Source organism: Chryseobacterium subflavum (genome assembly GCF_055762745.1).
Genome location: NZ_JBVTMR010000003.1, coordinates 507,594 through 522,592 on the forward strand (window position 1 = coordinate 507,594; position 14,999 = coordinate 522,592).

General features: G+C 34.7%; 15 protein-coding genes. 7 read left to right on the top strand and 8 right to left on the bottom strand.

Translation table 11 applies throughout. The annotated features are described in order from the left end of the window. Window positions 1-4: 4 nt before the first annotated feature. Window positions 5-1,933, bottom strand: coding sequence for an LTA synthase family protein (locus tag AC0INN_RS15865; RefSeq protein ID WP_306614018.1), 1,929 nt, complete (start codon window positions 1,931-1,933; stop codon window positions 5-7). A gap of 89 nt (window positions 1,934-2,022) precedes the next feature. On the opposite strand from AC0INN_RS15865, the gene AC0INN_RS15870 reads away from it, so the two are divergent. The 5 genes from AC0INN_RS15870 (at window position 2,023) to AC0INN_RS15890 (ending at window position 5,134) form a co-directional block, all read left to right on the top strand. Next, entirely contained in the window at window positions 2,023-2,721 is a 699-nt protein-coding gene (locus tag AC0INN_RS15870) for a CDP-alcohol phosphatidyltransferase family protein (RefSeq protein ID WP_273649205.1), read from the top strand. A 75-nt stretch (window positions 2,722-2,796) separates the two neighbouring features. Beyond that, window positions 2,797-3,561 (top strand): 3'-5' exonuclease, encoded by a 765-nt coding sequence (locus tag AC0INN_RS15875; RefSeq protein ID WP_273649206.1) that lies wholly within the window; start codon window positions 2,797-2,799, stop codon window positions 3,559-3,561. Between the two features lie 2 nt (window positions 3,562-3,563). Next, window positions 3,564-3,962 (top strand): putative signal transducing protein, encoded by a 399-nt coding sequence (locus AC0INN_RS15880; RefSeq protein WP_273649208.1) that lies wholly within the window; start codon window positions 3,564-3,566, stop codon window positions 3,960-3,962. 69 nt (window positions 3,963-4,031) lie between these two features. Next, a complete protein-coding gene (locus tag AC0INN_RS15885; RefSeq protein ID WP_172280191.1) occupies window positions 4,032-4,637 on the top strand; it encodes a fumarylacetoacetate hydrolase family protein in 606 nt (201 codons plus the stop codon). Between the two features lie 59 nt (window positions 4,638-4,696). Next, window positions 4,697-5,134, top strand: coding sequence for a universal stress protein (locus AC0INN_RS15890; RefSeq protein ID WP_172280194.1), 438 nt, complete (start codon window positions 4,697-4,699; stop codon window positions 5,132-5,134). 78 nt (window positions 5,135-5,212) lie between these two features. On the opposite strand, the gene AC0INN_RS15895 is transcribed toward AC0INN_RS15890, so the two are convergent. Further along, window positions 5,213-5,446: a DUF6341 family protein gene (locus AC0INN_RS15895; RefSeq protein WP_172280196.1), complete on the bottom strand. Its 234-nt coding sequence runs from the start codon at window positions 5,444-5,446 to the stop codon at window positions 5,213-5,215. A gap of 42 nt (window positions 5,447-5,488) precedes the next feature. Between AC0INN_RS15895 and AC0INN_RS15900 the strand changes: the two genes are divergently transcribed. Together AC0INN_RS15900 and AC0INN_RS15905 are read left to right on the top strand one after the other, a co-directional pair. Further along, window positions 5,489-6,394 carry a DUF6427 family protein gene (locus AC0INN_RS15900; protein WP_172280198.1) on the top strand — a complete coding sequence of 302 codons (906 nt, stop codon included), beginning with the start codon at window positions 5,489-5,491 and terminating at the stop codon, window positions 6,392-6,394. 7 nt (window positions 6,395-6,401) lie between these two features. Beyond that, on the top strand, window positions 6,402-6,986 hold the full coding sequence (locus tag AC0INN_RS15905) for a DUF3109 family protein (protein ID WP_172280199.1): 585 nt from the start codon (window positions 6,402-6,404) through the stop codon (window positions 6,984-6,986). 60 nt (window positions 6,987-7,046) lie between these two features. Here the strand turns inward: AC0INN_RS15905 and AC0INN_RS15910 are convergent, their stop codons facing one another. From AC0INN_RS15910 to AC0INN_RS15935, 6 genes are all read right to left on the bottom strand, one after another. Beyond that, the gene (locus tag AC0INN_RS15910; RefSeq protein WP_172280201.1) at window positions 7,047-7,733 is read right to left on the bottom strand and encodes a hypothetical protein; all 687 of its coding nucleotides are present in this window, start codon (window positions 7,731-7,733) and stop codon (window positions 7,047-7,049) included. Between the two features lie 111 nt (window positions 7,734-7,844). Beyond that, complete coding sequence (locus AC0INN_RS15915) at window positions 7,845-9,179, bottom strand: trigger factor (RefSeq protein ID WP_172280203.1); 1,335 nt, start codon at window positions 9,177-9,179, stop codon at window positions 7,845-7,847. Window positions 9,180-9,316: 137 nt separating this feature from the next. After that, window positions 9,317-9,907 (bottom strand): hypothetical protein, encoded by a 591-nt coding sequence (locus tag AC0INN_RS15920; protein ID WP_273649218.1) that lies wholly within the window; start codon window positions 9,905-9,907, stop codon window positions 9,317-9,319. A 47-nt stretch (window positions 9,908-9,954) separates the two neighbouring features. After that, window positions 9,955-12,339: a TonB-dependent receptor gene (locus AC0INN_RS15925; protein ID WP_273649220.1), complete on the bottom strand. Its 2,385-nt coding sequence runs from the start codon at window positions 12,337-12,339 to the stop codon at window positions 9,955-9,957. A gap of 231 nt (window positions 12,340-12,570) precedes the next feature. Beyond that, complete coding sequence (locus AC0INN_RS15930) at window positions 12,571-12,927, bottom strand: hypothetical protein (protein ID WP_172280208.1); 357 nt, start codon at window positions 12,925-12,927, stop codon at window positions 12,571-12,573. Window positions 12,928-13,008: 81 nt separating this feature from the next. After that, window positions 13,009-14,949: an ABC-F family ATP-binding cassette domain-containing protein gene (locus tag AC0INN_RS15935; protein WP_273649222.1), complete on the bottom strand. Its 1,941-nt coding sequence runs from the start codon at window positions 14,947-14,949 to the stop codon at window positions 13,009-13,011. Between the last annotated feature and the right edge of the window lie 50 nt (window positions 14,950-14,999).

The following is a 14,999-nucleotide window of genomic DNA, read 5'->3' on the forward strand; positions in this document are numbered from 1 at the left end:
CCTCTTAGTTCAGTTTACGGTTGATAACCCTGTCCATATAATCCTGATACCAGGCTTTGGCAATCTCCTTTCCTTTTTCAGTCTCCGGTGTATTCAAATGATCTGCCAGATTTTTCTCCAATCCCAGATCTGATTTATCATAAATGCCTACTACATTTTTTCCGTCGAAACGATAGATATAATTCCCAATAATAAATTGTTCCACACCGCCATCTGAATTTGCTATGATAGCAGGGTATTTTTTATCACTTACGAGACTTCTTCCCCAGCTTCTTATCCTTTTATTATATCCGATCAGATCTGCCAGTGTTGGGTAAATATCAATCTGCTGTGCTTCTTCCGTATTTACTCCTTTCAAATGATATTCGGGATTGGGAGAATATAAAATAATCGGAACGGCAAAACGGTTCATACTTTTCTGATATTCCGGATAATAGATTTCATTGGTATGATCTCCGGTAAACACGAAAATAGTATTATTATACCAGGGTTGTTTTTTAGCCGTTTCAAAGTATTTTTTTATTGAATAATCAGTATATTGTATCGGTTCATGCATTTGATTTTTACCTTTTTTAAATTTCCCCTGGTATTTTTCAGGAATTTTAAAAGGATGGTGAGAAGAAGCGGTAAAAACAGTAGCCATAAATGGTTGCGTTTTCCCAACATTTTTAGCAAAGTATTGCAAAAACGGCTCATCCCAGATCGCCCACATTCCGTCAAAATCGGCATCATTATTATACTCGGTCTTTCCAAAATAATGTTTGAAACCTAAAATATTTCCAAAGCCAAGGAATCCCATGGATCCATTGGGTGCTCCATGATAAAATGAGGTATCATAACCCAGATCATTACATATAGAAACAATAGATTGTATTTTCTGATTGGAATATGGTGAACTTGTAAAAGCATCCGTAAGACTCGGAATTCCGGCAAGCACACTGCTCATTCCATGGATAGACTGTCTTCCATTCGCAAAGGTGTTGGGAAAAATTAAACTTTCACCAGCTAAACTATCAATAAACGGGGTGTAAGAAACATAATCTTTAATATTCTTATCCTTATTAAAAGCTCCGGAATATTCCCTGCTGAAGGATTCAACAATAAATATTACGATATTCGGACGGTTGGTTACCTGCCTGTCGTATATTTTATAAGGCTGGATATTATCCTCTATAAACTTCGGGTCTACAAAGTGAACTTCTTTAAAATTATTGGTTCCTAATGTTCTGAAGAATGAAAACGTACTGTTCAAAACCATATTCCCCTGAGATGGAATTTTCACGAAACGATTTGCGTCCACAAGATTAATAGGCCTTGTGCTGTGTCTGAAGTCTCCACGGATCCCTCCTACTACCAAAACTGTAATTCCACATAGACAAAGGACAGAAAGGATAAAATAAGGAATAAGTCTTACCGGCTTCTGTTCTGTGATCTTTATCCTTTTGTAAAGAAAAACCCATAGTGCCATAAGAACAAAAAACCATATAAGAACAAAAGGATTCTGAACAATGGAAGCACCAAACACTTTTCCGATATTAGTTTCATGCTTGGCCACCTGAAATGCAGCCGACGTTAATCTTGTCTGGGCAAATTTATAATAAACAAAATCACCGAAGTTCATGGCATAGGCAATTCCATTTGTGATAAAGTAAAGCCAAAATAACATTTTTTGATATCCCTTTCTGGTATTGATTATAACAGGGATAAGACTCAGCAAAATAAATAAAGAATTGACATATAAAATTGCAGTAGTATCAAAGGCAATTCCATGAAAAGATAAACTAAAATAGTCTGAAACCGAATCTACCTTTATGAGCTCTCTATTAAAATACCAGAACAAAAATCTGGCAATCTGATAAAAAACATATGCCAAAAAAATCCGGTATACCAATACCAGAACTTCCTGTTTTCTAAATTCTTTAAAAAATTTCATTTGGCAAATTTACATCAATTTCAGATTAATGTATTTTTTAGTGGGGAATATTTTAACCTAGAATTCTTAAAAAATGTAATTTTGTGACTATGAATTTTATTAAAAACAATCTTGCGAACGTCCTAACCTTAGGAAATTTATTTTCCGGATGCATAGGGGCAGTGCATCTTATCCTTGGTGATTATAAAATAACTGCTATTTGCCTTATCCTTTCGCTGGTTTTAGACTTTTTTGATGGCTTTGTTGCCCGTGCTTTAAAAGCTAATTCGAATCTGGGGGTTCAGCTGGATTCACTAGCGGATATGGTAAGCTTTGGTTTTATTCCGGGATTGACCATGTTTGTTGCTCTCGCAGACAATTCTTATTCTCACATTCCATGGTATGCTTATTCAGGATTTTTACTTACTGTATTTTCATGCCTGAGGTTAGCAATTTTTAATCTGGATGAAGATCAGAAGTATTACTTTAAAGGTTTAAATACACCTTCCAATACTATTTTAATTTTTGGCTTGTATTATGCCTTTAAAAAAACTCAGAGCTATGAGTTTATATTTTCCAATCTATATCTGATGATAGCCATTACCATTGTCTTTTCGTTACTTTTGGTAAGCCCTGTTAAAATGATTGCCATGAAATTCAAATCCATGAAACTGGAAGACAATTATCCAAAACTTGCTTTATTAATAGGTTCCATTATCATTCTGATCATATTGGGAACAGTAGGAATCCCTATGGTTATACTTTATTATATTTTAATTTCACTTATATTTCAAAAACAACTTACATAAATTCAGAATTTTGACTAAAATAAATTGAAATATTATTACTTCAAAATTCACTATCTCAACTTATAAATCTTCAATATGAATTTAAAACTATATAAACCTCTTTGCATTTTCGACCTTGAAACAACGGGAACAAATATCGGAAAAGACAGGATTGTTGAAATCTGTATTCTAAAGGTAAATCCCGATGCATCCAGGGAAAGTAAAACCTGGCGTATTAATCCTGAAATGCCAATTCCTTTGGAATCGAGCCAGATTCACGGCATTTATGACGAAGACGTTAAGGACGCTCCTACTTTTAAATCCATTGCTTCGAAGGTAATGGAAATGATTTCAGGCTCAGATTTGGGAGGTTTCAACTCCAACAGGTTTGATGTTCCTCTTCTTGCAGAGGAGCTTTTGCGCGCAGGAATTGATTTTGACCTAAGCAAATTCAAGTTGGTGGATGCCCAAACCATCTTCCATAAGAAAGAACCGAGAAACCTTGGAGCCGCTTATCAGTTTTACTGTGGTAAGACATTGGAGAATGCACACTCCGCTGAGGCTGACGTTATGGCAACCTTTGAGGTATTAGATGCCCAGGTAGGAAAATATGATGACGTGCCGAATGAAATTGCTGCTTTGAGTGAATTTACATTTCATAATAAGAATGCGGATTTAGCAGGGTTTATTGGATTCAACGAGAAGATGGAGGAAACTTTCAGCTTCGGTAAATATAAAGGACAATGTGTAAAAGTAGTTTTCCAGAAAGACCTGGGATATTATGGTTGGTTACAGAACGCCGATTTTCCTTTGTATACAAAGAAGGTCTTTACAAAAATTCAACTATCAAGTAAATTCTAAGGATGTCAAAACTTGTTCGTTTTAAATTTTACGAAACGGCTCTTGAAGCCAATAGGGATAAACAGATATTGGCAGAAAAAGGCCTTAACAGCTTCATAGCTAATGAGCAGCTCATTCAGTCGGACTGGCTATTGTCTCAGGCAGTGGGAGGAATTCAGCTTCAGGTTTTTGAAGACGACCTGGGTAAAGCAACGGAAATTTTGAAAGATTACAAAGAAAACGAGAATATAGCTCTTGAAGTGGAGCATACCATCGAAGATCCCGAATTCGATTTTGTATGTCCAAAATGTGGCTCCAATCATATTTACAGAGATGATAGTGCTACAAGTTTTTTCGGAGTTTCTATCTTAACAAGTCATAAGTTCATCTGCTATTACTGTGAGAATGAATTTACCCATTAACAATTAAATAATTTTTGCAAGGTATCATCGTCAATGATTTCATACCATGCAATAAAAAAATATAAGCATATGAAAATTATCTGCATAGGAAGAAATTATAGTGAGCATGCGAAAGAATTAGGAAATGAAATTCCTGAAAAACCTGTAATCTTTATCAAACCTGATACTGCTGTCCTGAAGGGTAATGATTTTTACCTACCCGAATTTTCTAAAGATATTCATTATGAACTTGAGGTGGTATTGAAAATCTCAAAAGGAGGAAAATACATCCAAAAAGATTCCGCCCATAAACATTATGAAGAAATCGGTTTGGGGATAGATTTTACAGCAAGGGACCTGCAGACAGAGTTAAAATCAAAAGGCCTGCCTTGGGAATTAGCTAAGGGGTTTGATGGTTCAGCTGTAGTAGGAAACTTCTTTAATAAAGAAAATTATAATCTGGAAAGTTTAGGCTTTTCATTACTGCAAAATAAAGAAAAGGTACAGGACGGAAACACAAAGGATATGATATTCAGTTTTGATGATATCATCGCGTTCGTTTCCCAGTATTTCACATTAAGAGTGGGAGACCTTATCTTTACGGGAACTCCAAAAGGAGTTGGGAAAGTTGAAGAAAATGATATTCTGGAAGCATTCCTTGAGGATGAAAAAATTCTGGATATCCGAATATTATAAGTATTTAACAGCGTATTTCATATTTTTTTCACTATCTTTAGTTAACAAAATTAAAGGTTATGATAAACATTATATTGCCCGTGGATTTTGGGGATAAAACAGAACAACTCGTAGATGGTGCGATCAAATTTGCCAAAGAGATAAATGGCAAGATTCATCTGATCCATGTAGCACCTACTGACATTGGATTTGCTATTGGTGATATGGGATTTCAGTATTTTCCTGAAGTTGAAGAAAATGAGATCAGAGAAGAACTGGTACAGCTGAATAGGCTTGAACAGAGAATTATTTCTCACGATGTAGAATGCGAGCATCTTTTAAAACAAGGTATTGCCAAAGATATTATCCTGGAATACGCTAAATCAAAAAATGCCAGCTATATCGTAATGGGCTCTCACGGAAGAAGTGGAATTTATGATGTTTTTGTAGGCAGCCTGACTAAAGGTTTAACGAAAAGCTCTACAATTCCGGTTTTGGTACTTCCTATTCACGAATAAAAAAAGTAAATTTTAACCGTTATAAAAAAGCCGATCAAATAAATTATTTGATCGGCTTTTTACTATATAACCAATTAATTAACCTTCTTTTTTGTAGATACTTGGATCATAATAAGGGTGTTTTCCCTCTGTTGGAGAATAGTAGTCTTTATCTTTATCACCTCCCAGTGTAACCACCAGAACGTAACACCAATAGGTGAACAACACACAGCAAACAATAAATAGGATCCAGTTTAAAACATTTCCAAAGGAATCAAAAAAACCGAAAGACCATTTGAAAACTTTGCTTAAGAATAGAAAGAAAGACGTCATTATTTTCCTTTTTTAAATTAACTTTGTACAAATTTATAAAAAATGTTTAAATTACTTTCAAAAGAAAGCAATATTTTTTCAATTCCTGTTTATATTGGTTTTCTTCTTTTAATAGTAATAATATTTAACATCCTGAATTTCAATACTTATGAAGCAATTGTTGCCGGAATAACATTTCTGGGAATTGCTTTGGGATATTTCTGTTTTCACAGTATTGCACTTAATCACCAGACTCATCTTCCCTTATTTTTATATTCATTTTTCATTTTCGGGCTCTATCCGGGAAATCTTGATATCGGAATTGCCGTATCATTACTTACTAATTCCTTTCTTTTGCTTCTTCTGACGAGCGCTAATGAAGATACCCGGAAAAAATCATATGTCCTGGTAGGTGCCATCGTTGCATTGAATTTTATTTTTTTACCTACTACATGGCCAATGGCCGTTTTTGTAGTTATACACGTTATTGCAACCTCTGAAAAAATAAGTTTAAATATATTCAGATTTTTACTTGGAATTATCCTGATCGTGTTCAGTTATTTTTCTGTCATGTTCTTTATGGACTTTACCACCTGGAACCTTGATTATTTCCCATTTGGAAAGATGAAACTGATTACAGATTACAGAGGAATTATCCCTTTAATCCCGGTTGCATTAATGCTGATCTATGCGGTATATGATCACTTTAAAAATTACAACAAAAAAAGCCCGATAAGCAGATATAAATATACCTTCCTATTGGTTTTCTCTTTAGCTCAGCTGGTTACTATTATCCTGTATATGAATAAGAGCTATGAATATTTACTGCTCCTCGCATTTCCTTCCAGTATCATACTGAGCCGGATGATGCGTTTTTTGCCCAAATACTGGATGCAGGAAGTCAGCCTTTGGCTGATTATTTTGAGTTTGGTTACCTTTAAAATAGGTACGTATTTTAATTTATTTTAAAAAGATTATGATTCAGATAGACGATAAATTAATCTCCGAGGAAATATTTTCCGAGGAGTTTGTTTGCAACCTTACCAAATGTAAGGGAGCATGTTGTGTGGAGGGAGATGTTGGAGCTCCTTTAGATAAAAACGAGCTTGAAATTTTAGATAATATCTTTGATAAAATCAAACCTTATCTGACGAAAGAAGGTGTAAAAGCTCTTGAAGAACAGGGAACATGGACAACCGATCCCTCTGACGGAATGTATGTAACGCCCATGGTAGAAGACCGCGAGTGTGCCTATGTAACATTCGATGAAAAAGGTATTACAAAATGCGGAATTGAAAAAGCGTATGAAGACGGTGCTATTGACTGGCAAAAGCCGATTTCGTGTCATCTGTATCCAATACGAATTACGGAATACTCTTCTTTTACTGCTTTAAATTACCATGAATGGTCTGTGTGCAGCGATGCATGTACATTGGGAAGAGAATTGCAGGTTCCTGTTTATAAATTCCTGAAAACACCCCTTATCAGGAAATACGGTGATGAATTCTATACCGTTCTAAGTGAAGCTGCTGAAGAATGGAAAAAAGAATATGGAAATTAAAAAAATAAAAACCGCAGATTTTGCGGTTTTTATTTTTTATAAGCTGTAGGTTTTACCTTATTATAATTTAAAATCAGCGTCCGTAACACCGGAATTCAGAACAATTTTAGTGGTTTTAATAACTACCTTCTGTCCATTTCCTTCGGCATCTACTTCTCCAGGGAACTTCAATCCGTCTACAGTCATGTAATCTTTTACAATCGCTGTACCTTCTTTTGATTCGGACTTGTATAACAATCCTGTAGTTGCATCAAAGAAGTATTTTCCTTTATCTGAAGTTAGCACATTATAATCTTTACCATCTATCTTCTCTACATTTACGGATTGGAAAGAAGCAGGATCATATCCCAATGCATCAACTGTTTTGCTTTTTTTAAGGTCAGCAATTTTATCCGCAGGAATATCCATTTTTTGTCCCATCTGGTCAAAAGTTCCTTTTTCGCCATCGAAAACCTGAGTCATTTGTTGCCCCATTACGCTTTGTACGGACTTGAATTTATTTCCCATCTTTTTAGTCGTCATAGCAATTTCCATCCCTTGTACAGTAACGGTATTTTCTATAACGGTTGTTTTTATAGCTTCTAATTTATCTCTTCCCCCCAAAGCTTTAAGATAATTATCTATTACTTCTTTAGGTGTCAGTTTCGATTTTACTGCTTCTGTTTTAGCAGCGGTTGTTTTTTGCTGTGCTGCTACTGAAGTGGAAAAAAGCACTGCACAGAAAAACGGAATGATTATCTTTTTCATATAATTTATTTATTACGTAAATATAGGAATATTGCCCGATATAAAATCTATGTTTTTTACAACAAAAAACCACCAAAATTGGTGGTTTTAAAATATTTATTTAAAAATAAATTATTTTTTAAGTTCTTCTAAAAACTCGTCATGCGAAATTGCAGTTTCTTTTTTGCTTGCCTTTTCAAGAATTACATCTTTCAATTTAGTCATAGCTACTTCAGAAGAAATCTGTCTTACCTGCTCCTGGTCTTTCAACATTTCAACAGCATACTTTTGAATTTCTTCATCTCCTAAATGGTGAATTCCGTAGATCGCCAATTGGTTTCTTACTAATTGTTCAGCTTGTGCAAGAACATCAGCATAATCCAATTTAATATCGTTATCATTCATCAATTTACCTTCGATGATCTGATAGCTTAATTGTTTTTTCTCAGATTCAAGGATTTCTTTTGCCTGCTCTTCAGTCTGGATATTCTGGTTAGAGAATAGTAACCATTTTACAAGGAAATTTTCAGGAAGTTTTACTTCTTCTTTTTCTGTAATTTGTTCCAATACTTTATTCACAAAGTGAACATCAGCATTTTGCTGGAAATACTCATCTAATTCAGCCTTAACTTTATTTTTAAGCTCTTCTTCAGACTTGATGTTTCCTTCTCCGTATACTTTATCAAAAAGATCCTGATTAAGTTCTGCTAAGTTCAGGCTATAGAAATCTTTTACTTTAACTTCAACTTCAGCGTGGTGTAAATGCTCAACTTCTTCTTTAGTAAACCCTAATTCTTTAGCTAATTCTTCATCACCTGCCAATGTTTCTTTAGAAACTTTTACAGAACCGTCCATTTTTAAAGCTTTAACTAATTTGAAAGCTTCTTTGTTTTCAGCTGTAATAGTAACATTTTTCGGATGGTGGTGGTGTTCTCCTTCAGCATCTTCTTCTACAACCTGAGAAACCTCTAAAGCAACATAAGAATCCTTAGTGATCTTATCTTGAGGAACCTGCTCAGCGAAACGCTTCTGCATGTTTTCAATGCTTTTTGTGATTTCTTTATCAGAAGCTTCTACTTTATAGTGAGGCGCTTCATATTTAGCTAAATCTATAGTGAATTCAGGCTCGTATCCTACTTCAAAAGCAACTTCAAGTTGATCTGCATTATGATTGAAATCATTTACAGGTTGAGGTACAGGCTGGCCAACTAATCTTAACTTGTTTTCGTTTACATAGTTATTTAAAGCATCAGAAACTTGTTTGTTGATCTCTTCGAATGCAATACCTGCTTCATATTGTTTTCTAACCATACTTAAAGGCACTTTTCCTTTTCTGAAACCAGGAACTTGCGCATTTTTAGCATAATTAATCAACTGCTTCTCTACTTTGTCTTTGTAGTCAGATTTTTCCAATGTTACAGTAAGTAATGCACTTACGTCATCATGGTTTTGTGCGGTAACCTTCATTATTGATTAAAATTTTAGGTTGCAAAAATATGAAATTTTTATCAAAATAAACTATTAAAGATAAATTCTTCGGCATCAAATATTTATAAATAAAAAACCACTGAATTTTTCAGTGGTTTTATCTATTTGCTGTTTTTTTAATTTATAATCGTATAAGTAGCCTGAGCATCGGTTTCTCCTCCTGTTTGAGCTCCATACACTATTCCGTTTCCACTTACTGAAGAAGCTTCGGAAACGGTGGCTGGTTCGTGATACAGAGTAAGAATAAGCTGGCTTTGTGCTGATGCATTTTTTACGGCCTTGGTCACTACCCATTTTGTTTTAAGTCCTACATGTTTTCCATCACCTCTTGTAGAACTTGCATCATCGGTTCTGGTTAGTGTAAGATCAGAATTAGGGAAATTGTACACTAAAAAATGTTCATCTTTTGCATCTTTAATTTCCTGGGTTGCATCTTCATTACCATTCTTGAACTGCACTTCTACTTCATATGTCTTCCCGTTCTCTAATTTTATCGACTGTGCCCCTCCGGCACCTACACTATAATTGTAAGGTAAAGTTACCTGTGTGGCAACATCTTTTACCAATAAAATAATATTAGTAAGATCTTCTTGAGGCAGATCATCTTCTTCCGCTGAGTTATCTCTTTGACAAGATACGATAGAAACTGCGATGAATAAAATACCTATTAGTTTGATAATATTTTTAGTGTTAAATAATTTGTTCATTTTTTTTAATTTAAATTTTTAAAATCTTGATTTGTAATGGTAAAATATTAGAAACGATATCTAACATTAAGTATAAAATTTCTTCCTGCTTCATCTGCAAAAAATCTCATACGATTAAGATAATCTCTGTATGAAACGTTGAATAGGTTATTAACGATAAGTCCTGCAGAAAGGTTTTTGCTGATATTAATACCAGTCTGAATATTCCAAAGTGAATATCCGCTCGGGGGAGTGCTGAAATCTACTATCTTTTCTACTTCTACACCATTTTCAAAAATAGTAATGGGAGCATTATGAATAGGAAATCTATTTTGCTTTAAAAAGGTTTGATTTTCAAGGCTGAAATAGAATTGATTCCATTTTTCCATTTTAAACTGTAAGGCATTGGAAAAATTAGGAGGCATCATCAGGATTAGTGGTTCGTTATTTGAATCGTCCTGCCCATTAACATAACTTCCTCTTCCTATATAGGTAAGATTTTCTGTAAGTTTCCAGTTGACATCCACATCTACACCATACATTTTGGCATCAATCTGTTGATAAGACCATACAGGAAAAACACCTCTTATCGTATTCTGAACCCCGGTAGGAATTTCATTAATGTAATTTTTAGTTATGAAAAAATAAGGGTTTACTGATATGTTTAATCCCTTCAGTACATTAAATTTAGCATCAGCAACTAAATTAAATTGATGTCCCTGTTCATTTTTCAAGCCCATATCTCCAATTTCTATTACCGCTGCAGAATGATGCAACCCATCGGAAAATAATTCAGCAATATTAGGTGTTCTTCCTACTTTAGCATAATTAAATTTCAGATTAAAATTTGAGCTAGGATGATATTCCAGTCCGGCATTAAAAGAAATATTTTCATAATTAAGTTTCGGACGTGTTAAGACTCTGTTTTTATCTGTTTTCACATAAAACTGAGGATAAGTCGCTTTATATAATTTATCCCAATCACTTTTGTCATACCATTTTGTTACATCATATCGGTTAAAGTCATATCTTACACCTCCCTCTGCATTCAATTCATCTGAAATTTTGTATTTAAAAACAGAGTAAACGCCCGCAGAATATTTGTCATAATTAGGGATCAGACGTCTTGCTTTTGTGGCCGGATCTGAATAATTGTTCTGAAAACTTGCGTCAATTCCAGTTTCCAACGACCATTTTTCTCTTTCTAATAAATCGTTCACATTAAACTGATGAGTCATCAATGCCAGATCCAAAGAGGGAATATCTTTTAAATCTCCCCTTCTTATATCATATTCTTGCCTATGGTTGTATTGAAAGCTATAACTTGCAGATACCTTCCCAATATTTTCAAATCTTTTAAAAGCAGAAACTTTGGCAATATGATGTTCTATAACCTGTCGTGGGTTATCAATATCATAACTGAAATTTCCCGTATATACAGGAATATTCAACGTCATCGCATTATAAAAATCATTATTATTTCCAACATGCGAACCTCTGTAAATCCCAATATTCTGATTAGTAAGATAATAATCAAAAGAAATTCCCTGTTCATAGCTATTCTTCTGAACTGTAAAATTAAATGATGAAAAATCCATCCCGGTATTCATTAAGTTATAATCAGGAGTATGCTGATCACCTAATTTTTTAATGGATCCTCCGGATTTTACCGCCCATCCGTTTTTCCAGATCTTGGCAACATTTACATCTAACCCAAGACCTTTCCCGTTTGAAATACCTGAAAGATTCACAGAACCTTTTAGCGTGTCTTTTTTAGGGAAAATTTCAGGTTCCATAACTATAACTCCTCCGATTGCATCACTCCCATATTTCAGAGCAGACGCCCCTTTGATCACGTCTATATGCTGGAAATTATTAATATCCACATTAGGAGCATGCTCTACTCCCCATTCTTGTTCCGCTAGCTTTACTCCATTATTCATAATAGCTATACGGCTTCCATATAATCCGTGAATAATGGGTTTCGAAATATTATTTCCCGTCTTCAAAGCATTAACACCTGAAATCTTGGATAGTAAATTCCCTAAGTTATCAGTGGAATTTTTTTCTATTTCAGATTTATCAATGGTCTTAATAATCAAAGATCCGTTTGATTTATGGTTTCCATGAATAGTCACCGTCTCAATATCCTGAATATGATGTTCCAGGACGATGGTTAAATGAAGATCCTGATCCACTCCTATATTTTCAGTATAATCATGGCAATCAGGATGCTTTGCAATGAGATTATAAGATCCCGAAGGAATTTTGCTGAATAAAAACTTACCCTTTTTATCCGTTTTAGCCGTAAAGTCTCCTATTTTCACGACTGCATTTTCAAGCATGCTTTTATCATGAAAATCCTGAACGGTGCCTTCGACAGTATAAGTTTTTTGTGCGTTTGTTAATACCAATCCGCAAAAGATCAGTAATAAGCTATATATCAATTTCATTGTAAATAGATAGATTGCGTACTTAAAAAGTACATTTTTTCGTAAAAGTTTGTTGCTTTATTTTTTATACAATTCTAAATTGTACGAAGTAAAATGTATTGATGTAATGATAATTCTCCAATACATTTAGTCTTATTTCTATCGTACCTCATAATACCTACCTGATGTTTTTCTTGTCAGGCATACATTGAAGTCTCAGATATAAGACAAATCCGATAAAGATCTATGAATTTATGAAATTGCGGGTGGTCCCCGAAGCTGAAAAGTAAATTTGGTTTGAGACCAAATGATCTCCTGAATGGTAATAACCTGCTTTACCTCTTGTGTATACCCATCGAAAGAAAAATTAAATTCTTCGGGTACCAAAGTATGACCAGTAGCCAGGAAATGACAAGCTAAACAATCGCCTACCTTCTCTTTCGCTACATTTTTTGTAACGGTATTTTCAGATTTTTTGAGGTTAAAATTTCTAAAGTTATCCACTACATCATGGTGGTGAAAGCTTTGAGAAAACAGAGCAAGAAAATAGATCCCAAACAAAAGTCTGGAGATAAAATTCTTTAATTGTCTGGTTTCCTTAAAAATCATGCACCAAAAATAACAATAATAATTGTAATTATTCAATAAAAATAATAACCTCAATTAAAACACCTGATCATATTTCGAGGTTTACTCGAGTTGAGATGCTAAATGTTCCCACTCCTGTAAAGCCAGCTCCAGGTCTGCTTTTACTTTATTATATTTTTCCAGGCTCTCTTCTGAAGGGTTTTCTTTTGCAAAAGAGGCTTCCATTTCTTCAGATTGAGTTTCCAATTCAGAAATCCTTTCTTCTACTTTCTTTATTTTGTTCTGGATATTTTTTTGCTCCTTACTTACAAATCCTGATTTTGGCTGAGATACTGCTTCAGTTTTTTCAGGTGTTTCAACTTTTGGCTTTGCCTCTTCTTTTACATCATCATTATGAAGCTTTGCCTTTTCCGCAGAAATTTCCCTGATGGATTCTTTTTGTCTGTACTCCAGATATTCGTTGATATCTCCCAGAAATTCTTTCATTTTCCCATCACGGAATTCAAAGATCTTATCACAAAGACCCTGCAGGAACTCCCTGTCGTGAGAGATTACGATCAATGTTCCTTCAAACTTTTGCAGTGCCAGCTTGATGATCTCCTTAGACTGGATGTCAAGGTGGTTGGTCGGTTCGTCCATAATCAAGGTATTGAACGGACGCAATAACAATTTACATAATGCCAGACGGTTTCTTTCTCCCCCCGACAATACTTTGGTTTTCTTGGTAACAGCTTCCCCCTGAAATAAGAATGATCCCAGCAAATCTCTTACTCTAGGTCTGGTTTCTTCCGTAGCAGCATCTTCCGCTTCTTCCAGAACCGTTTTATCCGGTGTTAATACTTCTTCCTGGTTTTGGGCGAAGTATCCGATATTTACATTATGTCCTAAATTCCAGGTTCCTGTGTAATCTTTGATTTCTCCTGCAAGAATTTTTGCCAAAGTTGTTTTACCCTGTCCATTTTGCCCTAAAAGAGCAATCCTGTCTCCACGTTGGACCATAAAGTCTACGTTATCGAATATTTGCTTATTTCCATAAGCTTTTCCAAGATTTACAGCTTCAAAATTAACTTTCCCGGGAACAACCGATTGTACAAAACGAATATTGAATTTGGAAACATCTTCATTTTCCACCTCGATACGTTCTACTTTCTCAAGCTTTTTAATCAACGACTGGGCAAATGCGGCTTTGGAAGCACTTGCACGGAATTTATTGATCAGGTCCTCGGTGTGTTTTATTTCTGCATCCTGATTCTTTTTAGCCTGAATCAGCTTTTCTTTTCTGTCTTTTCTGAGTTCAAGATACTTGGTATAATTTGCCTTATAATCATCAACCTTTCTGTTATTAATATCAAAAGTTCTATTACAAACAGAAGTCATAAACTGTTTATCGTGACTCACCAGTACAATCGCTCCAGGATAATCTTTAAGAAAGTTTTCAAGCCAGATGATGGATTCCATATCAAGGTGGTTGGTAGGCTCATCGAGAAGCATTACATCATTCTTTTGAAGAAGCAGTTTTGCCAGCTCTATTCTCATTCTCCATCCTCCGGAAAACTCATCCGTAATTTTCTTAAAATCATCTGCTTTAAAGCCTAACCCGAATAATACTTTTTCCATATCGCCTTCCAGATTGTAAGCATCGTGGTGCATTAAGAGGTCGTTTAACTCAGTCATTCTGTTGATCAAATCCGTATAAGAATCACTTTCATAATCTGTTCTTACCGTCATCTGATGATTCACCTCCTCAAGTTCATTTTTCCAGGCATTGATCTGTTCAAAAGCCTGCATGGTTTCATCCCAAACAGTTCTTCCTTTCACAAAATCCAGATCCTGCTTTAAGAAACCAATGGTGATATTTCCATCAGGGACTACATTTCCTTCGTAGAATGTAATTTCTCCGGAAAGCATTTTCAATAAAGTGGATTTCCCAGCTCCATTTTTACCTACTAAACCAACTTTATCATCCTTTTTAATTGTGAAATTCACATTTTGAAACAAATAGTTTCCCGAATGATGTAACCCTAGACCTTGAACCGAAAGCATTTAATGATATAATTTAAGAATTAATACTGAATATTTTTCGGGTGCAAAAA